21 protein-coding genes and 1 pseudogene are annotated in these 23,481 nt (G+C 30.2%); 8 read left to right on the top strand and 14 right to left on the bottom strand.

All coding sequences use genetic code 11. The features are described 5' to 3' along the window. Positions 1–481: 481 nt before the first annotated feature. Together A9G41_RS11700 and A9G41_RS14355 are read right to left on the bottom strand one after the other, a co-directional pair. Positions 482–1,801 (bottom strand): hypothetical protein, encoded by a 1,320-nt coding sequence (locus A9G41_RS11700; RefSeq protein WP_075539713.1) that lies wholly within the window; start codon positions 1,799–1,801, stop codon positions 482–484. 79 nt (positions 1,802–1,880) lie between these two features. Continuing rightward, positions 1,881–2,033 (bottom strand): hypothetical protein, encoded by a 153-nt coding sequence (locus A9G41_RS14355; protein ID WP_179854698.1) that lies wholly within the window; start codon positions 2,031–2,033, stop codon positions 1,881–1,883. 401 nt (positions 2,034–2,434) lie between these two features. Here A9G41_RS14355 and A9G41_RS11695 point away from each other — a divergent pair, with 401 nt between their 5' ends. Then, on the top strand, positions 2,435–2,701 hold the full coding sequence (locus A9G41_RS11695) for a GrxA family glutaredoxin (protein WP_065568466.1): 267 nt from the start codon (positions 2,435–2,437) through the stop codon (positions 2,699–2,701). 53 nt (positions 2,702–2,754) lie between these two features. On the opposite strand, the gene tsaB is transcribed toward A9G41_RS11695, so the two are convergent. The 4 genes from tsaB to A9G41_RS11675 all read right to left on the bottom strand — a co-directional run bounded on the left by tsaB (position 2,755) and on the right by A9G41_RS11675 (position 7,564). After that, the gene (tsaB, locus tag A9G41_RS11690; RefSeq protein WP_065583485.1) at positions 2,755–3,435 is read right to left on the bottom strand and encodes a tRNA (adenosine(37)-N6)-threonylcarbamoyltransferase complex dimerization subunit type 1 TsaB; all 681 of its coding nucleotides are present in this window, start codon (positions 3,433–3,435) and stop codon (positions 2,755–2,757) included. Positions 3,436–3,458: 23 nt separating this feature from the next. Then, entirely contained in the window at positions 3,459–5,369 is a 1,911-nt protein-coding gene (locus tag A9G41_RS11685; RefSeq protein WP_075539712.1) for an ATP-dependent DNA helicase, read from the bottom strand. A 231-nt stretch (positions 5,370–5,600) separates the two neighbouring features. Continuing rightward, complete coding sequence (locus A9G41_RS11680; protein WP_176700508.1) at positions 5,601–6,575, bottom strand: glycosyltransferase family 8 protein; 975 nt, start codon at positions 6,573–6,575, stop codon at positions 5,601–5,603. Positions 6,576–6,586: 11 nt separating this feature from the next. Then, entirely contained in the window at positions 6,587–7,564 is a 978-nt protein-coding gene (locus tag A9G41_RS11675; protein ID WP_065583488.1) for a glycosyltransferase family 8 protein, read from the bottom strand. A gap of 145 nt (positions 7,565–7,709) precedes the next feature. Here A9G41_RS11675 and A9G41_RS11670 point away from each other — a divergent pair, with 145 nt between their 5' ends. The 5 genes and pseudogenes from A9G41_RS11670 to A9G41_RS14095 all read left to right on the top strand — a co-directional run bounded on the left by A9G41_RS11670 (position 7,710) and on the right by A9G41_RS14095 (position 10,801). Beyond that, on the top strand, positions 7,710–8,663 hold the full coding sequence (locus tag A9G41_RS11670) for a glycosyltransferase family 8 protein (RefSeq protein ID WP_075539711.1): 954 nt from the start codon (positions 7,710–7,712) through the stop codon (positions 8,661–8,663). A gap of 649 nt (positions 8,664–9,312) precedes the next feature. Next, positions 9,313–9,471 (top strand): hypothetical protein, encoded by a 159-nt coding sequence (locus tag A9G41_RS14350; RefSeq protein WP_176700504.1) that lies wholly within the window; start codon positions 9,313–9,315, stop codon positions 9,469–9,471. After that, the gene (locus A9G41_RS11665) at positions 9,468–9,728 is read left to right on the top strand and encodes a hypothetical protein (protein ID WP_065583376.1); all 261 of its coding nucleotides are present in this window, start codon (positions 9,468–9,470) and stop codon (positions 9,726–9,728) included. The genes A9G41_RS14350 and A9G41_RS11665 overlap by 4 nt, the downstream gene beginning before the upstream one ends. A 580-nt stretch (positions 9,729–10,308) precedes the next feature. Further along, a pseudogene (locus tag A9G41_RS15130) lies at positions 10,309–10,503 on the top strand (sulfatase-like hydrolase/transferase); the annotation flags it as partial. A gap of 79 nt (positions 10,504–10,582) precedes the next feature. Next, positions 10,583–10,801 carry a hypothetical protein gene (locus tag A9G41_RS14095; protein ID WP_141675272.1) on the top strand — a complete coding sequence of 73 codons (219 nt, stop codon included), beginning with the start codon at positions 10,583–10,585 and terminating at the stop codon, positions 10,799–10,801. A 53-nt stretch (positions 10,802–10,854) separates the two neighbouring features. On the opposite strand, the gene A9G41_RS11660 is transcribed toward A9G41_RS14095, so the two are convergent. Then, positions 10,855–11,823, bottom strand: coding sequence for a glycosyltransferase family 8 protein (locus A9G41_RS11660; RefSeq protein ID WP_065583377.1), 969 nt, complete (start codon positions 11,821–11,823; stop codon positions 10,855–10,857). Positions 11,824–12,005: 182 nt separating this feature from the next. Between A9G41_RS11660 and A9G41_RS11655 the strand changes: the two genes are divergently transcribed. Next, positions 12,006–12,983, top strand: a complete 978-nt coding sequence (locus A9G41_RS11655; protein WP_065583378.1) for a glycosyltransferase family 8 protein — start codon at positions 12,006–12,008, stop codon at positions 12,981–12,983. A 17-nt stretch (positions 12,984–13,000) separates the two neighbouring features. Next, a complete protein-coding gene (locus A9G41_RS11650) occupies positions 13,001–14,068 on the top strand; it encodes a glycosyltransferase family 2 protein (protein WP_065583379.1) in 1,068 nt (355 codons plus the stop codon). A gap of 33 nt (positions 14,069–14,101) precedes the next feature. Here A9G41_RS11650 and msbA (A9G41_RS11645) read toward each other — a convergent pair whose 3' ends face one another. From msbA (A9G41_RS11645) to A9G41_RS11615, 7 genes are all read right to left on the bottom strand, one after another. After that, positions 14,102–15,874, bottom strand: coding sequence for a lipid A export permease/ATP-binding protein MsbA (gene msbA / locus A9G41_RS11645; RefSeq protein ID WP_075539710.1), 1,773 nt, complete (start codon positions 15,872–15,874; stop codon positions 14,102–14,104). 21 nt (positions 15,875–15,895) lie between these two features. Continuing rightward, positions 15,896–17,632 (bottom strand): lipid A export permease/ATP-binding protein MsbA, encoded by a 1,737-nt coding sequence (gene msbA / locus A9G41_RS11640; RefSeq protein WP_065583381.1) that lies wholly within the window; start codon positions 17,630–17,632, stop codon positions 15,896–15,898. Positions 17,633–17,757: 125 nt separating this feature from the next. Beyond that, complete coding sequence (locus A9G41_RS11635) at positions 17,758–18,819, bottom strand: glycosyltransferase family 2 protein (protein WP_065583382.1); 1,062 nt, start codon at positions 18,817–18,819, stop codon at positions 17,758–17,760. A gap of 88 nt (positions 18,820–18,907) precedes the next feature. Next, positions 18,908–19,858 (bottom strand): DUF7796 domain-containing protein, encoded by a 951-nt coding sequence (locus A9G41_RS11630; RefSeq protein ID WP_065583383.1) that lies wholly within the window; start codon positions 19,856–19,858, stop codon positions 18,908–18,910. A 131-nt stretch (positions 19,859–19,989) separates the two neighbouring features. Further along, positions 19,990–21,069: a WavE lipopolysaccharide synthesis family protein gene (locus tag A9G41_RS11625; RefSeq protein WP_075539709.1), complete on the bottom strand. Its 1,080-nt coding sequence runs from the start codon at positions 21,067–21,069 to the stop codon at positions 19,990–19,992. Continuing rightward, entirely contained in the window at positions 21,062–22,693 is a 1,632-nt protein-coding gene (locus A9G41_RS11620; protein ID WP_065581371.1) for a glycosyltransferase family 4 protein, read from the bottom strand. The genes A9G41_RS11625 and A9G41_RS11620 overlap by 8 nt, the downstream gene beginning before the upstream one ends. Positions 22,694–23,181: 488 nt before the next feature. Continuing rightward, positions 23,182–23,481 (bottom strand): integrase core domain-containing protein (locus tag A9G41_RS11615; RefSeq protein WP_143425470.1); only part of this gene is annotated, 300 nt, incomplete at its 5' end.

Genomic DNA, 23,481 nt, shown 5'->3' with positions numbered 1-23,481 from the left:
TGCTCGGTGCTCGGTGCTCGGTGCTCGGTGCTCGGTTTCAAGTTGTATTTTACCATATTATTATCATTCCTCATACTTATTTTTAATTTTTTATATAATATAAATAGTTAGCTTAATCTAACAAGCAATCAAAATTTATAGCATATTACATAAATAAAATAACCTAACCCTATTTTAGATGAAAATGCATTGTATGTTATCAACTTTTTTGTAAAGTTTTGTTAAGCACCCATTTATTAAATGCAGATAAAAATCAGCATATGATTGTTGTGTCATAAAAATGAAATAAAGATAATATCCCCTTTGCTGGAAGATATTCTTGCCCATCTCAACTTACCGAAAATGAATCATCTATTAAAATTTAAACACTTAACCCAATATCACTTATAAGTATGCAATCAATTTGCTTTAGCTACTACGGCTAAGTGAAAATGGCACCTTAAACTAGATAAGGCACCTACAACAGCTTAGGCCATTAACACTATCCCCTACAGGCTACATAATTAATCCACGTTTCATCTCCTTCACCAACATGGCCTGAATCAGCATAGACATGATAATGCCTTTCCGAATAATCCGATCTGTTTCCTGTCCAATAAACACCATTTCGCCATTGGGAGTCAGGATAAGCCTTTTGATTGATAAATCCCCACTCACTAAATAGTGAACCATCAATAGCTCGCGTTAAAATCCCGCCCCAAAAAACGGCAGGATCATCTTTTTCAAAAGTAAAAGGAGCATTAGTTAGCTCATATCTACCCAGAACATTATTAATACCCCCACACTTTTGCCAAGCACTTTCCTTATGCGCTTTAAAATCGCCTTGAGGTATAGCCCAAACAGACGTTGGCGTAAAACTATAATCATGATTAATCGATGAATTTCTCTTTAATGTCGCCCTTACTGTGACTGTTCCCGTCGGTTTACTTATTAATTTAACCATACCATCTTGATCAATCGAAACTCCACTTCCTGGGTTATTAATGATTTGATAGCGATAATCAGTTTGAGCTCCTGTCATTAGTAATTGAAATTTAGCGCCAGGAAAACCTGTAGTTGGAAATTTTCTACCTCCAGACACCGTAGTAACCACTTTAAAACCATAATCTGGCACATAATCTTGGGTATAACCTCCACCACCTTTTGAGCGTGTCCGACCATCTGAAGCGTTCCAATACATTAGATAATGTAAATCTGGATTATCACCAGGTTTACCCCATTGGCGATCGGGATAAATGATCGCGCCATTTGGTTTGGCATAACATAATTCAGATCTCGATGCTATTTGATATGTTTTAGCTAATGTACTAGGTTTACTTTCTTTTGGGATCCCATACTCAGAATAGGCTTTTACTTTTGTTTGAATTATCAATTTTAATGGCATTGAAAAACCGCTTCCACAACCTATAATTTTTTTCTTATCATCACCAGTTATGCGTTTTCCGCTATTGTCATACCACCCATAACTAGTCATTTCTACTTTAAATGGTTGCTGAGGATCGGCATTATCACCATCGATATCGCGATAATTTTTCACCCTATCTAAGTTTGTTGGTGCATAAGTTGCCACTTTAAAATCATTAAGCGTTAAGTTACCATCAAATTCTTTCACTTCACTAGACTTTATAGTGCCACTCGCCTCACTGTAAAAAACACCATTAACCGTAAAACCATGTTTATCTGCACTTGATAACGCAACCACTTGCGGTGCATTCCCTGTAATAATCTGACTTGAAGTTGCTGTTAGTATTGCATTAGCATAGCCAACGTATATCCATTGTAATAATAAGATTAACCCCATTATTTGAGTAAGTTTCGGTTTTGAGTGAGCTATGAGTGCCGTTATTTTGGCAACAAAGTGAGATTTGCAATGGAAGTGTTTAAAACAAAAAAGTAACACTAAAGATAAAACGTTTTGCTGTAATATCAAAGTTGAAAATAAAAAAATTAACAAAATGCCCGATGCCCGATGCCCGATGCCCGATGCCCGATGCCCGATGCCCGATGCCCGATTTTAAGTTATATTTTACCATATTATTAGCACCCCTCATACTTATTTTTAATTTTTTATCTATATAATATAAATGGTTAGCTTAATCTAACAAGCAATCAAAATTTATAGCATATTATATACGTAAAATAACCTAACCCTATTTTAGATGAAAATGCACTGTATGTTATCAACTTTTTTGTAAAGTTTTGTTAAGAATGGTATATGATGGATATTAAAATCCGCTAAATTTTTTTAATAATAAATCTAAATTACTAAAAAATAATCAAGCAGATTGGAACAATCTAATATAAAACCTGATTCGCTTCTCAAGTCGTAAATCAATAGATATAATCTATTTAACTGACAATATTTAACTACTTTTTTTCTTCAATAAGTGAAGTATATTAGGCTTATATTTAAAACAAAAGATAAAGGTGAAAAATGTATACTGTAATTTTTGGTCGCCAGGGATGTCCTTATTGTGTTCGTGCTAAAGAACTAGCTGAAAAACTTTCTCAAGAACGTGATGATTTTTCTTATCGTTATGTTGATATTAATGTTGAAGGTATTACTAAAGAAGATCTATCTAAAAGTGTTGGTAAACCTGTTGAAACAGTGCCACAAATATTTATTGATGAAAAACCAATTGGTGGCTGCACCGACTTTGAAGCCTATGCTAAAGAACATTTGGGCTTATTTAAAGAGTAATCAAAATTATCAAGAACTAAGCCACCTTTAGGTGGCTGTTTAAATAGTCATTATTAGCGGCCAGGTAGTTTTTTCCATGTAACTTCATTACGTAAATAAGTTGGTTCTACATCTTCAACATTAATTATTTCGCTTTTTTGCCATTTATTCTTAGCAAGAACAACAAGATCTTGTGCATGAGGCAATAGAATATCGCTTTGTTTTATATTATTCATCATATTAGGATAAGTTTGCCAACCAGTGCCGGCACAATAGCTATCATTAAGAATATGATCTACTTTTTCTATTACTTTTTCAGGTGCAATAACACATTCTGGAATAACTTCGTGCCATTGCTCGTTGCTGTAATGATACTGTCCTAAGTAAACTTCATTCATTCTAGCATCAATAGCTGCAATGACATTTGTTGCATTTTGTGTGCGATATGCCCCTTGCGCCAAAGTCATCAACGTAGATACCCCTATCATAGGTTTATCAATGCCTAAAGCTAAACCTTGCGCTACACCAATGCCAATTCTAACCCCTGTAAAACTACCAGGCCCTTGCCCAAAAGCAATAGCATCAACTTGAGAAAGAGAACAATCTGATTGTTTAAGGAGCTTATCAACCATTGGCAATATTTGTTTAGTGTGATCGCGAGCAGATACAACAAAATCATGAGTGATTTCGTTATGATAAAATAAAGCGACAGAACAAGCTTCTGTTGAGGTATCAATAGCTAAGATGGTATTCATTTTTTCCCAAAATAATTTAATTTTTATAAGTCAGTTTTAGATAACAAGAAATTAATAACTTTATTTATATCCCGTGTTCTTGGCGATGGCGGCAAACTATTAATAAATGTTGCGCCGTAAGGCTTCATAACCAAACGATTATCGCAAATAATAACCGCACCACGGTCGTTGTGATGGCGAATTAATCGTCCGACACCTTGTTTTAAAGTAATAACCGCTTCGGGTAATTGTACATCATAAAATGCATCACCACCTTGCATTTGGCAATCTTCCATGCGAGCTTTAATTAAAGGATCGTCTGGAGAGGTAAATGGTAATTTGTCTATAATAACACATGACAATGTATCCCCTCTAACATCAATACCTTCCCAAAAGCTGCTTGTTGCAATTAATAAAGCATTACCGCTATGAATAAACTGCTCAAGTAATTTAACCTTACTTGTTTCACCTTGGACTAACACCGGTAATTTTGTTAACTCTCGAAACTGTTTAGCTAAGGCGTTCATCATCGCATAAGAAGTACATAAGAAAAAACAACGGCCATGATTTGCTTCAATAACGGGCAGTAAAATATCAGCCAACTTTTCAGCATTTCCCTTTTCGTTTGGCGATGGGATATAGCGAGGAACACACATAACAGTTTGATGCAAATAATCAAATGGGCTTTCTAAAATAAGTGAATCAGCATTCGTTAATCCTAAACGTTTAGTAAAATAATCTAATTGGTTATTGACTGATAGCGTTGCTGAAGTAAAAATCCAACTACCTTTTCGTTCTGTTAATAATTCAGTGAATTTATCCGCTACAGATAATGGCGTTAACGCAAAAATAAAATAGTTATGGCTACTTTCATACCAATAACTAAAGCCAGTTACATTTGTTTCCTGCAACCGTTTTAAAAGTGTATTATATTGGTTAATTCGTTCCAAACAGTTATCTAATGTTGAAGAACGCCCTACAGCCAATAGTAAGACCTCATGACAAAAACTTAGAGCGTCTAAAAGATAAGATAACTCTTTTTTTATCGCTTCTTGATTAAATAAAAAACGTAAATTACCTTTTGGCAATTGTTGATTGATCGCAATGCGTAAATCTTGAGTACATTTTTGTAGTTTGTCGGCACATTGTTGTAATTGTGACATATCTTTAACCTCAGTGCGATAGCAGAGATTAATTTCTTTGGACAGATCAAATAGTTGCCTGCTACTTAGTTGTTGCCCGAAATAATGGCAAGCGAGATCAGGGAGCTGATGTGCTTCATCAAAAATCATTACATCAGCTTTAGGGATAAGCTCACCAAAACCTGAGTCCTTTACCACCACATCAGCTAAAAATAAATGGTGATTAACAACGACAATATCTGCATTTAATGCTCGCTTACGTGCTTTAACCACATAACAATCGTTATAATGTTCACAATCACTACCCAAACAATTATCATTCGTACTGGTTAATATCGGCCAAATTGGATTGTCTTCCGTAACAGTTGTACATTTGCTAATATCACCATCTTTAGTTTTGATTGACCAATTTTTTACACGAGCTAAATCAACACGTAAATCTTTATCAAGATCTCCCGCTGCGGCGTATTGATGATATAACCGATCTAAACAAAGATAATTAGAGCGACCTTTAAGTAAGGTTATCTTTCCAGAATAATTCAATGCTTTTTTGATAATTGGCAAATCTTTACTAAATAATTGCTCTTGTAAATTTTTAGAGCCAGTTGAAAGTATTATTTTTTTATCACTACGCAATGCGGGAACCAGATAAGCAAAGGTTTTACCAGTACCTGTTCCCGCTTCAACGACAAGTGAATGTTGTTTTTTTATTGATTCTGAGACTTTACTTGCCATGTTTCGTTGTGGCTCTCTTGCCACAAACCCATCAATAGCTTGAGCAAGCAAACCATTTTCTGAAAAATCATCAATCACTTAAAAGACACCTAATAAAAAGATAAGTTCAATACACAAAGTCGGTCGACTAAAAGTTTTAATAGTCGACATATAATACATCAATGACCTAGCCCAAAAGAGATATAATAGCCTGTTAAGTGAATCATTAGCATTATATTCTATATAATGAATCTACCCTTACATTTATTTCTAACAACTAATAGTAAATTAGATTACATAGCATTCAGAGCTAAATACTAATGCCGTAAACTATTTCGTAAATTTAGCCCTTAAATAAATTAAATAGTGTTTTACCGATGCTAAATATTTTTTTTGTTTAAACATCAACCGAGAATAAGCGCGTATTGAGGAGGTTTTTTTGTCGTTATATAAAATTAAAGGATCATTCTTCCACGGAGATTTTTCTAAATAAAGATCATATAACTTAGAACGATAAGGCTGATGCCAAGGTTTGTTCTTTGTAATGTAATGAATTAACACAGTATCCTCAGGAACACTAGAGTCCTCATTACCATTGATTGACAATGCTAACAAATTATTATACTTCTTTGCTAATATAATTCTTTTTTCGCCTACTACTATATTTAATACATCCTGGTCAGGATAATGATATTTTTCGCCACTATTTAATAACTTTAATGTTTTTGAAGTAATATTTTCCTGATACCAAAGTGGTATATTAATTAACATCACACCAGAATTAAAATACGTCCCATAGGTTACATGATACTTTGCGCATTGCGAGTCCTGCATATATGGTTCATCAGCAACAGCTGCGACAATAGCATTATTTAGAGAAATTTCATTGATAAAATCAAATTTTTTTAGGCAAAGCGTATCGCTATCAACATAGAGTAATTTTTTAGTGACATCCTTTAAAATCATAGGCGCAATTAAGCGAACGCATGCCGCAATAGGAAACAGCTCAGTATTTTTTTGATCAACTTTAAATTGCTCATTAATAACATATTCAGTTATAGATGTATTATGGGATTTAATGGCAGCAAATTTTTGTCTATTATTATCAGAAACATTATGAGTAAAAATATGGAAATGAATCTGTTGTTCATTATTATTTTCAATTATTGAAATAATATCTACACCTGCTGATAAAGCATAATTGTCATCGAAACACAAAAGAATATGTAATATACTTTCGTTATCCCAAAAATCACATGAGAGTAAAAAATTCTTTTTATTAATAAATTTATCAACGTCAACCACAGCATTACCCCTTAACGTTTTTTGCAAGTTTTATGCTTCAAATAAATCAAATAATATTTGAATGCAGCAAAGTATTTATTCTGACTAGCTAGTAATTTTGCATACCGTCTAGTGGTTGATGGTGCGTTTTCATTGGCTAACAATAATTTATCTTTTGCCCATGGAGATAATTCGATATAATGTCGATACAGTGGGGTGATATAAAGCTGGTACCACGGTTTATTACCTGTGACATAATGGATAATTGCGCTATCATTGCTAATAAGGTTATCTTCTTTTCCCCCCACAGTAAGTGAAGTGAGTCGATTGAAACGCCTAGGTAAAAATACTGTTTTACCTTGCATTAAAATATTTAAAACATCTTGATCCGCAAACTTGTATACTTTACCACTGTTGATCATTGCAAAGGCTTTTTCAGTAAGATTATTTTGCACCCACATATCTGTATTAATATAAATCACTCCAGCATTAAAGTATTCACCATGAGGAATACCACAGGCAAGACATTGTTTTTCTTGCGTCTTATCAACATCAGGAACTACTGCTGAATATTTATTAGTTAAATCGGTATTAATTAATTCATTGAGATTATCGGTACATAACACATCACAATCTAAATATAAAACTCGAGAAGTAACTTTATTTAGCATTTGTGGGACAATAAATCGTAAGCAAGTTGATGCTGAAACATGTAAAACTAATGTATCTGGATTTATTGAAAAATTATCACTAATTTCATAACAAATTATACTAATATTTTCTTTACTTAATTGATTAAATATTATAATTTTCTCATTAGAAACATTATTAGCAAATAAATGGAACACGATATTTTTATCAGGATTATTTAAGATTACTGAAGACATAGCAATGCCTGCTGGCATTGCATAATTATCATCAAAGCAAAATGCTATATGTAAAGTATTTAATGATTCTATGGTATTATTAAATAATGTCCTAATTTTGCTAATAAAAAGATTTTCTGCCATTTTGTGCCAATTTTTAGATAATGTTAAAAATTATTCTATTATAACATATGTTAAATTAAACAATGAAGTAATAATAAATTTTATGTTGACATATTGATTTAGTAATGACTAAATAGCGTGGTTGATTTTTTAAAGAGTATTAGAAATGAATAGCAGAATTAACATTGCATATTGTACCGATTCAAATTACCTTGAGCATGTAGGTGTATCGATTACCTCTATTATGCTTAACAATATGCATAATAATATTCATTTTCATGTTTTTTTATACGATGTATCTCCCAAAGACCAACAAAAATTACAAAAAATTAGCCCATTAATTAATATCTATATTATTCCTTTTGAAGAGCTAGCTAAATATAAAGATCATAAGAGCAATAAAATAACTCATATTAACCGCTCAATGTATATTCGATTATCTGTGCCAAAACTATTATATGGCAAAATTGATAAATTTATTTACTTAGATGCAGATACCCTATGTTTTTCTGACATATCACCGATTTTAAATATTAATATAGATTCGGTTATTTGTGCTGTGACGCCTGACTCATTAGATAAACAAAATATGTTAAAAAATAAAGAAAGGCTTGAACTTGCTTCGGAAAGTTATTTTAACTCGGGTTTTTTATATATTAATATTAATAATTGGATAGGCTTTGATACAGAAAATAAAGCAAACAAAACACTACTATCTGCAAAAAAAGAACGTTTAATTTACCCAGATCAAGATGTACTAAATATAGTTCTACAAAATCAAGTTTTATATATAGATCCTAATTGGAACTACTTATTCACTTGGATGGATGATAAACAAAAGGAAACATTTTTTTATAATAAAAAATCTTTACCCTATATCATTCATTTTACTGGTCCTAGGAAAATGTGGTACACCGAAAATGAAGGTCTTGCACAAAACTTATATACATATTATAAACATTTTACCCCTTGGGCAAATAGCCCACTAAAATCATATCAAAACAAAATGAGACCAGTCGATTATAGAGTTTTTTCTGCACAATTTTTTAGGAAAGGTTCAATTTTAAAAGGAGTAAAATTTTACGTGGCTTACTTAATTAAAAAATTAGTACATAAATAGATTTGGAGGAATGGTTAATGGTTCTATCTAATGCTAAAAATAAAAAATTTAAATATTTCAATTTTAACTAAACATTTTGATTGTCGCATGCTTTGCAATTACTTTGAGCGTCTTTTATGCTGTAAATATCGATAATTTAAACAGTTTTAGTTATACGTTTCAAAATCTCTTTAAAAATAGCTTTAGAAAATAATACAAACCAAAGTGATATAATGATAAAAAATGAACTTACCACAATCGTATTACCTTCTTTATTCTTTTCATTAATTTATACTCATTTATATAATAATATCTTTAAAAAATAAAATATTATATTGATCTATAATTTTTACGTGTTGTTTTTTCTTGTTTAAAAATACTACATATTACTATTTATCAAACAAAAGACACATTATTGAATTTCAAGTCAATCCGTTCTTTTTTTAAATAAATCTATACGAGAAAAATATCTGGTAGTGATTGGCAACTCCACCATGCGATTAACCGATCATCTAAGATTTACAGGAAAGTATGATCCCCATAAAAAATGAACAAATACCACCTCTATGATATAACTAGCAATCATAAGGAACACATTATGCGTCAAAAATTCAGTGCATAGTTCAAACAACTATCGGTTGATTATGCATTATCTAATGCGCATTTTTCATTGGCTAAAACCGCTAACTATTTAGGTATTGATAAATCAACGCTAGATAAATGGCTTAGGCAACTTAATCCTAACAAAACCAGTAAACGTGAGCTAACTTGTGAGCAACAAAAAATGATTACGCTAAAAAAGAACACAAAGACTAAAAGTGGCCAATGAAATTGCAAAAAAGGCGCATGTATCTTTATCAACCATCCAAGCCGGTGAAGTACCAATATACGAAACAACATTTGTTGCCATACCCATTACCGCTAGTCTGCCGTCAATTAAAAGTTAGCGTATCAGGTTATTCTGTTTGGCTAAAGCGTGAACCAAAATCAAATGAACTATTTGAGAATATCAAAGCGCTTTATTGGCAACATAAAGCTCGTTTAGATGCACTAAGCTTAGTACATAATATCAGGGACAAGGGCTAGGATGTATCATAAAGAAAGGTTAATAGAGCATGATAAAAATCAGTCAGAAAACCAATTGATTTTATTAGAGTTTTCATTTTGTAACATAATAAAAAATAATCACATTAATTCTTTTGCTACAAACCTATTATTATGATGTGCTGACTAATACATTAAGAATATTAATAAGTATTTAGTTTGTAACTCGCTCAAAAATGCTTTATTTTGTTGTCAATTTCCAAAAGGGGGATTACTACCTAGTGACCAAGAAAACCAATTTTGCAGTGCGGATTTTAAGCAGTTAGTGTTATCGCATAGAATTAACTAAAGTATGAGCCGAGCAGGCAATTGTTGGGATAATGCCGTTGCTGAAAGTTTTTTCATATGTGAAAAACCGCATTATTCATGATGACAAAACACGGGAAGAAGCCAATAAAAGGCTATTTGAATATATTGAACCGATTATAATCAAGTTTGCCGACATTCAACTCATGGTTAGATACCGCCTGAACAATATGAAAAGCAGTATTATCTTAATAACGCATTTATAGAGGCGAGCATTGCCTAATATTTTAGTAAGGAGCACGTTCAAGATAATGAAAAGAAATTTATAGTTATTCATTTAGCTGGAAACCATAAACCTTATAAACTTGGCTATGACGAGTTAGATATTTTAACCTTACCCAATGGCGATGAATATGATTTAACAATCCATCATACAGATAGAGTCATAAAGCAAATTTATATGATTTTGAAAGAAAAATTGGATAACTTTATTCTAATTTATACCCCCTGATCACGGGGAAATTGTTAATCTAGGGCATGACCTGTTAAGACACTCAAAAGAATTTAGCAACCAGTTTGAAATCCCTTTGATGATGTACTCGACTTATGGCAACTACCCATGCCTAGAAATTGAAAACTATCGTAACCCAGATAACATGATAAACACATCTAATCTTGTTTACTTATTAAGTAAATTACTCGGCTACTCCGTTAACATAGATCAATCTTTTATTGAAAACGATTTTATACTATCAGCGGGTGGTCAATCATATGAGTATCAAACTTTCATAAAACAATATCAGCACTGATATTGTTTTTATCTCTTTTTTGGAATAATACTAGATTTAGTGTGTCTAAAAAATTATGTCAATTTCTTAGACAAATAAAACGAGTAAAACTTCAAAGCGGTGATAATTTTTCCCTTTTTCAAACAATATTTGGCGTAATTACGTAACCACGATTTTTTTAAAGATAAAGGTCGTTTTGTTGCTTTCCAAGGCGATAAATCAAAATATTTTTTGAACAACTGAGAATCAAACGTTTGATACCATGGTTTATATCCAGTCACATAATGCAATAATACTGTATAGGGCGCTATCAGCTGTTCTTCTTTGCAAGAAGTGGTTATATGAATTTTTGTATTATATTTAATCGGCAGAAGGCGAGTTTTATTTTCTAATAAAATATTTAAAACATCTTGATCAGCAAACCGATAAATATTTCCATCATTTATCATATTCATACACAAAGATGTCATATTGTTCATGTCCCATTGTTGAGTATTTATTAGCAAAACACCAGCATTAAAATATCTATCAAAGTTTATTTGGTATAAATCTTTTATAGTATTCCTCATCGCACTATCATCAGGTATTACGCCAGCGACATAATTTTCTAATGCTGAATTATATAGTTTACTAATTGATTTTAGGCATAAAATATCACTATCAAGATATAAAAACTTGTCGGTTTGCTCTTTTAAAACATCGGGAATAATAAACCTAACACATGACATAGCAGATAAATAACCTAAAACTAATGTTTCCGAATTAATCTGAAAGTTACTATTTAAGTAATATATTTTTATCGTGCAATTACTACTTACTAATTGCTTAAAATTTTTCAAATTATTGGAAGATATGTTATCCACAAATAGGTGAAAGCATAAACATGTATCTGGGTTATTATAAATAACAGAAGAAATTGTCACTCCAGCAGGCATTGCGTAGTTATCATCAAATGCTAATGCAATATGCATTATATCTGATCTTTGCTGATTCGATTTTGAAAAGTTTTGTACTTTACTAATATAAATTTGTTGATTAGGCATTTGCTATTTTTTATTTAAATAATTTTTTTCCATTCTAAATAAAACATATTTATGTGTAAATTTATTTTTTTAAATTTTTTAATAGGTTAAACACTATATCATTTACCAAAATTATTTGATCTATATTTTGACGATAATTGAATATATAATTGCATACACATTTTATAATTAAAATAATTTACATGTTGAACGTTAACAAATTTATTGATCAAATTTCCCCTCTTATTAATAACAGCAACCCACAATACTCAACACTCAATATTGCTCTAGGTTTCGACGACAATTACGCAATGCCTGCCGGTGTTGCAATGTTATCAGTAATAAAAAACACGCCAAATTATAATCTTCATTTTCATTTATTTATTGATAATGTCTCTGATAAAAATATTGAAAAATTCAAAAAACTAAGCTGTAGTAATGTGTCGATTACGCTTTATTATTTGAATAATAATTTTATTATAAATCCTAAAACACTTGTTTTACATATAACTAATGTATCAACTTGTATTCGTTTTATCATGCCCAATTTACTTTCCTCAATAACTGATAAATTAATTTACCTTGATAGTGATGTAATATGTTTACAATCATTAGCACAAATATTTGAGTACAATATTGAAGATTATATTGCTGGCGTAGTAAGCGATACAAAAGATATGCAACAAACAATAAGTAAAATGTATCACATTGATTCAAAAAAATATTTTAATGCAGGCGTTCTTTTGATAAACACAAAAAAATGGTGTGATGAAAATATTTCTGAAAAGGCGCTAGAATTGATCAATAATGGAAATATATATAAATTTGCGGATCAAGATGTTTTAAACATTTTGCTTGAAAATAAAACACGTTTGTTACCTATAAAATTTAATACTAAAATAAAAATTTCTACTGACGCTCATCAGGAAAAAAATATTAAACCTTATACAGTAATTTTACATTATATTTCACAAAATAAACCTTGGTTTAAAGTATACCTTTCTAAAATATTTGAATATTATTTTCAACTCTCTCCATGGAAAGACGACGAGTTACCATTAAGTGGTAATAGTTCATCAATTAGAAACTATGCTAAATATCTAATGAAGCAAGGATCTTATTGCAAATCTATTTATTACTATGGCGTTTATTTAAAATATAAGTTATTTCTAAAAAAATAGCCATGGAAAAATACTATATGACAAATAAAATAACTGATATTTCTATAATTATCCCTTGTTATAATGTGGAGGACTATATTGCTGATTGCTTGAACTCTCTCATAAATCAAAGCTGTTTACCGAAAGAGATCATTTGTATTGATGATGGTTCAACCGATAACACTCTATTAATCCTTCAACAATATGCATCAAAATGGAGCTACATAAAGATTGTTCAACAATCTAACCTTGGTGTAAGCGTAGCTAGAAATAAAGGAATTGAAATAGCATCAGGCAATTATATTTTTTTTATTGATTCTGATGATATTATAAACATAAATCTATTTGATGAGTTTGCAGCAATATTAAATATAGAGCCAAATTTAGATTTTTTTTATTTTGACTATACCTCTTTTCAAGACAGTAAGACACATCTTAAATCAAGTCAATTCTCGCCTAAAAAACCAAAGTTTTTTAAGTCAGGATTAGATTTATTCAGTTATTTATTAGAAAAAAAGAATTATTCTGGTGTCGTATGGAGATATATATTTAATCAAAAATTATTTAAAGAAAAATTCATTGGAAAAAATCATGAGGATCATCTTATTTCTCTCTCTATTATATCGAAAGCAAAAGCCACATATTATTTAAAAAATAAAGATGCATACTTCCACCGTGTTCGATCTTCCTCATTATCAATGCAAAACATTGACTATTTATATACCAATACATTAAAAAATGTCTTAAACAAATGTATTACAAATATCATTGAATTGCCTTTATCAGAAATAGCTAAACGTAATTATATTTTAGTAATGAATGCAACCTATTTAGAATCAGTATTAAAGTCAAATAAATTACAATCAAAACAAGAAAAAGAAAGTCTTATTCAAGAACTGGGACTGCTAAAGCTACTAATACGAATTTACATCGACAATAAACCTAATATTTTTAGAAATATTCCTTATATTTTAAAATTTATAAAAAATCATCCTTGCCCAATGTCAACCAAACAAGCATTGCTAAAATGCGTAATAACTAAACAACATCCTTGTTTAAATATTAAAAGTAAATTCAAACAATATTCTTCATTAAATAAATTTTAAACTGTAATATAATCATTTAAATATGCAATATTTTCAATCATTAAAATTGCTTTTATACAGTTTTGCATAAATGCTATTTTTATTTAATAAATCTGAATGAGAGCCTTTTTCAATAATTTTTCCTTCATTCATAACTAATATTTCATCTGCATTTTCAATAGTTGACAACCGGTGAGCAATAACGATAGATGTTCGTCCTCTTTGTAGTTCTTCTAAGGCTTTTTGTATTGCTCGTTCTGACTCCGTATCTAGGGCTGATGTAGCTTCATCTAAAATAAGAATTGGCGTATCTCGTAATAAAGCTCTTGCTATTGCAATACGTTGGCGTTGACCTCCAGATAATAATACTCCACTCTCTCCGACTATAGTATCAAAACCCTTTTCTAGTCCTTTTATAAAATCATAGGCATAAGCTTTTTTAGCTGCTTCTTCTATTTGATCTTGAGAATATTCACCAATTTTACCATATGCGATATTATTGGCGATAGTGTCATTAAATAAATGAACATGCTGAGACACTAATCCAACCTGGTTTCTTAAGCAATATAAAGTAAAATATTGTATATTAATACCATCAATTAAAATTTCACCGTGTGAAGTATCATAAAAACGAGTTAATAGGCTAGCAATTGTTGTTTTTCCAGAACCCGATTGTCCCACTAAAGCAATGGTTTTACCAGCAGAGACAGAAAAGCTAATATTTTGCAAAGCAAGGTCGCTTCTAGTTTCATATCCAAATGATACATTATCAAAAATAATATCACCTTTAACTTTTGCTATATTTAAATGGCCTTTATCATTTTCTATTGGCTGCTCTAATAAGGCAAATAGTGTTTGGCAAGCAGCCATACCTCTTTGAAATCCAGCATTCACACTGGTTAGGCTTTTTATCGGTTGCATCAATGCGACTAATGAAGAAAAAACAACTGTAAATTCACCTGGAGTAATATTCAAATCAGGATTACTTGCAGTTAATAGTACAAATGCAATTGCAAAAGAAATAATAACCTGAACTACAGGAGTTGATAGCGCAGAAATAGAAACCAATCGCATACTATCACGGCGAAATTTATTACTCACTTTATCAAAGTTTTTTGACTCTTCTTCTTGTGCACCAAATATAATAATTTCTCGATGTCCTTTTAACATCTGTTCAACAGACATAGTAATGCCACCCATTGAATTTTGCATATTTTTAGCTAGTTTTCTAAACTTAACAGAAATCAAGGTAATTAAACCAATTACAATTGGTGTAATAATAATCAAAGATAGAGAGAGCTGCCAGCTATTACTAAACATAGTATAAAATAACCCACAAATGAAAGCTGATTCACGCACTATCGTTATTAAAGCATCAGATGAAGAAGATGCAACTTGATCTGTATCATAGGTAATCCTCGATAATAGTCTTCCTGTCGAGTTTTGATCATAAAAACTAACTGGAGCATCAACAAAATGACCAAAAAGCCTTTGTCGAATTTTCATCACTATTTTACCTGAGATTAATGATAGAAAAATAGAATAACCATAATTAGCCACACCTCTTAATAAGACTAGCCCAAAAATATAAAATGGTGCCATCAATAAAAATTCTTGATCATTCATAGAAAAACCTCGATCAAGCAATGGGCGTAGTAATCCAATTAATGAAGTATCAGCAAAAGCACTAGCAATTAATAAAACAACAGACAAGAATAAAATAAACTTATGTTCTGCAATTAATGGCCATAATTTTAAGAAAGTTTTCCATGTTGAAGAATCCTTATCAATATCATTTATGTGTACAAGCTTGCTTTGTTTAGTCATATTATTCATTATATATTAATTTTAAGTATTAAATTGCATTTTATGCATTTGAGCATAAGTTCCATTTAAATTGATTAATGATTGATGGTTTCCATCTTCAATAACTTTTCCATCGTCAATAACTAAAATTCGATCTGCTTTTTCAATAGTAGATAAGCGATGAGCAATTATAATTGATGTTCGGTTTTTTTGTAGAACCTCTATTGCATCTTGAACAAGACGTTCCGATTCATTATCTAATGCTGACGTTGCTTCATCAAAAATCAATATTGGATTATCGCGTAATAAAACACGAGCGATTGCAATGCGTTGTCGCTGACCTCCTGATAATAAAACGCCATTATCACCGACTTCAGTATCAATACCTTGCTCTAATCTATTAATAAATTCAATTGCATTAGCTAACTTAGCGGCTTTAATTATATCATCTCTGCTATAAAGTTCTTTTTCACCATAAGCAATATTTTCCGCAATTGTTCCATTAAATAAATGTACATTTTGAGAAACATAACCAATTTGTTTACGCAATGATCTCAATGTATATTCTTGAATATTTATGGAGTCTAATAATATTTCACCTTGCGAAACATCATAAAAACGAGGAATTAAGCTTGCAATTGTAGATTTACCTGCACCTGAACGACCAACTAATGCTATTGTTTGACCGGCTTTTATCTTCAAAGAAATATTGTTTAAAGCAGGTATATTCCTTGTAGGGTAAGTATAAGTCACATTTTTAAACTCTATATCTCCTTTAGCCCTTTCTACAACAATAGAACCATGATCATTCTCTAGTGGAGAATCCAAAAGATCGAATAATGATTCACATGCAATTGATCCTTTTTGAAGCTCTACATGCAAACTTGTTAGTTCTCTTAACGGTCGCATAACGGCAATCATTGCAGAAAAAACTACAGTAAAAGAACCGGGTGTAATATCTAAATTCTGGCTAGCAACTAAATAAAGTATGAATCCTAATCCTAAGGTGGCAACCAGCTGAATAATTGGTGTAGATAACCTGGAAACAACTTCTATTTTTAACATACCACGCCTAACACAATCTGTAATATAGTTAAAATTACCTTTTTCATATTCTCTAGCATTAAAAATCAATACTTCTTTGTGCCCCTTTAACATTTCATCACTGGCGGTGGTGATTTGTCCCATTCCTTGTTGCATTGATGCAATTGTTTCCCTGAACTTTTTTGCAATAAATTGTGCAATAAAAATGATCATTGGAACCAAAATAATCAGAACTGAGGCTAATTTCCAACTTCCATATAACATAACTATACATAATCCGATCGCATATGCTATCTCACGAATGAGTATAATTAATGCGTCAGATGAAGCTTTTGATAGCATCTGAGTATTAAAAGTAACAACAGAAACAAGATCACCAACAGATTGCTTATCATGAAAACTTATAGGACTTTTGAGTAAATGGTTAAAGATCATTTGCCTAAATTTAGTCACTACCTTTCCTGATAACCAAGCAAGACAATAAGTTGAAGCGTAATTAGATAAGCCTCTTAATAAAATTAAGCCAACAATTGCAATTGCAATTGCAATTAAAAGTGGATAATCCTTGTCCATTAATCCGTGATCAAGCAACGGTTTAGTTAGCGAAATTAAAGTTGCATCTACAACCGCATTGAGTAAAAGCCCTATTACTGCAACAATTAATGCTTTTTTAAATGGGTTAATGAATGGCCAAAGCTTCTTTAATGTCGTAATTGAATTTAATTTTTGAGACATAATAAAATACTTAAACAGTAAAGTTATAGGGGATTATACTACAAATAGAAGTTTACCCGTTAATTTTAACGTAAATTTAATACGACAAATATTAAAATCAAAGAAAAATTAATGACAGTTTTTCATTAACTTTTTTTTATTTTTATTTTAATGCCTAAAAAACAAATAATATAATGCCTATTTGCATCCCAAATGCCCAATAACCGCTGTTTCCTTGTTAAAAAAAATCGATTAACTTCCCCAATTTTGTGATAGTGTTTATTGGATAACGAAATTAAATAATAATCATTAGGAAAATAGCATGTAAGGTTAAATAAATTAACAATCTCTGTTGATTTATTTAAAGCTAATATGCGCTCCTTTTGAGGAAGACATCGTAAAGCTTCATAAATTTTTTGCTGAAATAGATCGACTAATACTGGCTTAAATTTTTCGTGCAACTTCCATTTAAATACAAAACGAAGTAAAAACTCAAAGCACAATAATGGATCTAATTCGTGAAAGGTTTTATGATAGGTTTTACCTTTTTTATTACATTGGCTCATGATAGATCCGGCTCTTATCAGATAATTGTAAAATTTGTCGTTTATAAAAAATGCGGAATCACTCACCAGTGCATAAGACCAAAAAAATGGTCCATCCTCGTACCAAAGCCCCTCTGGAAATTTAATATCATACTTTTTTAGTATTGAAAGTTTGTAAATTTTATTCCATGCACAGACATCCATCTTTGCTACAACATCATTAGATAAGTTAACTAAACCTGTATATTTATGTTCAAAATATCGTTCGTCCTGAATTCGAGCAATATTATCCTCAAAAACAAGCCGTGTAGAAAAATAAACAAGATCTACTTTACCTACGCTAAAATACAATAATGAACTTTCATAGGTATTTAATTCAATAAAATCATCTGAATCGACAAAAGTAATATACTTGCCTCGTGCATTTTCAATACCAACATTTCTTGCTGAAGACAATCCTCCATTTTTTTTACTAATAATTTTAATCCGTTTATCTTCTTCGGAATACTTTCTTAAAATATCAAGCGAATTATCTATCGAGCCATCATTTACACAAATTATTTCAATATTTTTAAAAGACTGATTGATAACACTATCTAAACACTTATTCAAATATTTTCCAGTGTTATATACTGGAATTACAACAGATAAAATGGGGGACATCGACTATAAACCTATCTCAAACAAAAAACAACTAACTAAATATTTTTTAATAACATAAACAATAAATTTTTAATTTAAAATCAACAAATTAGACTTTATGGAACATTCTCATGCTTATAACCTTCTTTTCTAATTTATTGATTTTGTTCTTTACAAGGCAATAAGGAAATAAGCCCAAAATAAAGAAAAAAGCTATCCTTTTATAATATTTACTTTTGGAGTGTTTATATAACGCCTTACTTCTTAGTATTTCGGTTTTTATCACATCAAAATCAGGACCATGTTTATAGTTAATTGGATAGTGGCTTATCTTCTTCTTCATCCAAAAATTTGCCCACCAAACTTCCATACAATAAAAATCATCAGGAAAAATATTTTCATTGAATTCACTATATAAAGACGATGATTTATCAATAACTTCAGGTCTTCCAAAAAAAATAAGATCAGATCCAGCCAAGAAATTGGGATCTTCAACCATATTCCCTCGCCCAAAAGGATTAAACCCATGAAAAATAACATTTTCAGGTATTGCCAATCCAAATTTTAAATAGCAGCTAAGAATACTATCAATTCGAAAAGGAGATTTGAAAAAAATATCAGGCCGAGTAACTATAATCCAATCATAATTAATATCTTTTTCTAATTGATATTCCTTTCTCAACCTGTTAACCATATAAATTGAGTAAGAGTTGTTTAAACATCCTTTTTTAGCTCGAGGAAACCGACCTATTTTCTCAATCAAAACCTCGTTTTGGCAGTCTAATTGTGACTCAATAACTAGTTTCCTAGGTTGATAGAACTTATTAACTAATGAAATATATTCATTAGTTAATAGTTTATCTGTCAAAGCATTACCATTTAGGTTTCGATAATTAATTGTTGAATGATCTAATTCATCCCAAGTATGAATAAAAATATCTATTTTATATCCATCCAACACGTTTTCATCTAACAAATTTCTTTTAAACGAATTAAATGTAAATTCAAACGTCCTTAAATGCCCAAAAAATTGAATGGCAATATGTTTAGTGTTTATCATTAATCAATTCCAGACTAGCTTAATTAATTTTATTGTGCACTGTTAGCCTATTTTAAATTTAGATTTCAATAAACTTAGTATGTTATGTCATATAAAAATTATGTTAATTAAAAAAACCATATTATTTAGGCTTATTTTATCCTTCTTAATAAAGTTATCTTGTGTTTTATTGACCTTATTTTTTCTCTTAATTCTTTTTCAATTTTGCTAACAACAAAATATGGAAGAATACTGATTACAATGCATAATAGTTTAAGAGATTTATACCTTATTTTTAAAATAAATTTTTTAGGAATATAATTTATATTATCTTGATTATAAGGCCAAAACTTCCATATCACTTTTGACTTTACAATATAATAGCAGTCTATAATATTTTTTCTTCCATGTATCTCATGCCTTAATATACAAGAGGCGTTTTCAACTGGACCGCCGACAAAAGGAGCTAATTTAAAAAAATGAGGTAAAACTATTTGATTTTTCTTTTTAAAAGGATAGTTTCTTTTTTTCTTCCATCTTAAAGAAATATCCCAAGAGTTTAAAAGATAGATATATTTACAAAAAGCATTATAGCTATCTTCTTTAGTTTCTTTAATATCCCAATTTCGCTTAATTAAAAAACTTCTGAATAGCTCGCTTTCAGGCGAAAAAGGATTATACTTTAGTTGATAATCACTATTTTCTACAAGCTCCCTAACCTCCATGATAACATTCAACTCAGTTTTGTCATATAACGGTAATGCATAATATTCTTTCAATATTTCAGCCATCCCTGCTAAAAACATATCCGAGGGATGATACAATCTATCTTTTCGAGTATAACAACATGTCGTAATTATTTTATTATTATCCAAAACCCAATTATATTTTTTTATTTTTCTAAAAAACTTATTGAAATCAATATACTGATCATTTCTTAACTTTATCACGAAACTATCATTATCAATAACGTTAAGCCCAGCTTGAACAGACAATAATTGCCTATTTATATTGGCAAATCCAGGATTTATCAAATCTTTAACAAAAACTTTTTTAACATTAAATGAACTAAATAAATTTGTTATTTCCTTTTCATATAGTTCCTTATCATTTTCATATATAACAAATATTATTTCATTTATATCACAACGGCTTTTTTTCATAGAATATGAAATTTTATTTAGGATATTATCATTGTAGGGACCATGAATTAATAAGGATATGTTATCCATTTACATTACCTTTAAAATTGAGTTTTTCATTAAGGGAAAGCATAAACTTTAGATGAGTCCTATTAGGTTCTAAATTACCAAATCCATTTATAGCTATTTCAATAACGTTCTCTTTTTTTGAATTAATTGCTGTTAGAAGGTCTTTATAAGATAACAAGCTCCCCTCAGAAAATAAATTTCGAGCATTCAGAATCAAAATAGGGCAACCATAATCAACAGCATCAATAACTTCATTAATATAGGCATAATTTTCATTAAACATTATGATTTTATCAGTAAAATTTTGATTGAACGTAAAATCTTGTAAGAAATTATCAATTATTTTATTTTTTTTATTATTGGGAGTTAATATCACATGTTTACCTATAAATTTGACAACTTCTTGGTTATTAATAAATTGCCATGAGTCAATATTTCCCCCCCTCCTTTTTTTTCGAGATTTTAACTTCTCATTTATCCAATTTAGACGTGAATCAACAGTAATTAAAGGAGATGTTACTTTAGAAAAAGTTTCCTGTTGAATTGATAAAATATTCATTCTTTCTTCTTTAGACATATTATAAAAATTTTCTATCTTTTCCGCTAAATCAGTATCATCAAAAGGATCAAAAGTAGCAACTTCTTTAGTTGCGCCTAAATAGTCACAACATCCTGTATATTTAGAAGCCATTCCTGGAATTCCTTTCACAATTGTTTCCCCTAATGCTATTGAAAAACTTTCAAATGTAGAAGATAAGACACAAAGATCACCTATGGCAATAAATTTTTCTTTTTGTTTAGTATCAGCAAAATCAAAAAACAAGATATCATTTCTAAACTCTAAAGGTACCTCTTTATAAATTTGATATCTCGACTCCTCATTAGTAATTTCATCATAATTTGTGTTTCCGACAATAAAAAGTTTACAATTATAAACTTTCTTTTTTAATTTAATGAATTGTTCAACTAGAAAACGTTGATTCTTACGGCCTTCTATTCTTGATATTATAAGAATATTAAAAGTATCACTGAATTGTCCTAAATCATATAATTCAGATAATTCTTCTTTAATACTTTTGGGGTTATCAACTAGCTCCACATTAAGATGATTAAATGCTCTTACTTCGTCATAAATAAGATAATTTTTTTTGACATATGCACTCATAAAACTAGAAGGTGAAATTTGGGCATCAGCCAACATAATTTGTAGTTTTTCTCTCATATAACAATCTTTAATGAAATGGTTTGCGTACTTAACAGGTAACGAAGTATTCCATTCATAACACTCCCGGGAAGCTGTATGATGATGAACAGCGAAAACAGTTTCCGAAAATTGTTTTTTAAGATTTTTTGCTATTAGGCAATCCAATGCCAACGCACAATAATCAGAGACTTCAACGAAATCAGGTTGGATAGAAATAAGATGCTCATAGACATCTTTAGAATTAGTTATACTTATAACTGTTAAGTTTTTAAAAGCTAATAAATCACATTTTTTATCAAAACAATTAACTAATACATATAGTTCAACTCCTGTGTGGTTTAACAGAATATATTTGCAAATATTATATAGATAAGATGCAATACCACCATGTCCAGGATAAAAACCAAATTCATGGGCAACAAAAGCAATTTTGTTTAACATAATTTTTCCATTAAAATTAATATGTTTCGATTAAATATCTATGAAATAATTTTAAATAAGTATATATAATACTCTGTAAAACTATTATCACAAAACAGCTAGCAATTATTTTCAACGAATTTACCCCCCCTTAAATCTAAAAATATTTAAGGGGGGGCAAAAAATGTAAACACTTCCAAAATTTTCGAAACTGAATTACATATAATCTGGCGACATGATATACTAGTTTTTTTTCTTTATATATACAAGAATTTTTTTTTGCTATTCCTAATATTTTTAATATCAATTAGTTATTAATGCAATTTCTGTTAATTTACATAATTAAAAAATAATGATGGATTATCCAATAAGCGAAAAATTTATAAAGGACACATCCTTACTCCCAATCGTTTTATATATACAAAGTTGATTAAACCATAAATATAAGTCAGATTTTAATAAGTTTGATTGTAAATACCCCAAACTTAGTACACAACTCACGTAGAAAATTAAGCTGCCTGTTTTAATGTTTTATATTCGAGCGGTGTCATGTTATTTAATGCCTCATGCGGTCTTTCGGTGTTATAAATCGTTAACCATTCTTCGGTTATTCTCCTTGCTTGTGCTAAGTTGTTAAAAAGATATAAATCGAGTACTTCAGTACGATAGGTACGATTAAATCGTTCAATATAACCATTTTCATAAGGGCTACCGGGCTGGATATAATCAATGGCTATATCATGTGATTTAGCCCAGTTTATAAAGGTTTTTCCTGTAAATTCTGGTCCATTATCGACGCGTATTTTTAA

Source organism: Gilliamella sp. Nev5-1 (assembly GCF_001690895.1).
Taxonomy (GTDB): Bacteria; Pseudomonadota; Gammaproteobacteria; order Enterobacterales; family Orbaceae; genus Gilliamella; species Gilliamella apicola_C.
The sequence above is the reverse complement of the archived record's forward strand: the minus strand, read 5'-3'. Positions and strand labels throughout refer to the sequence as shown.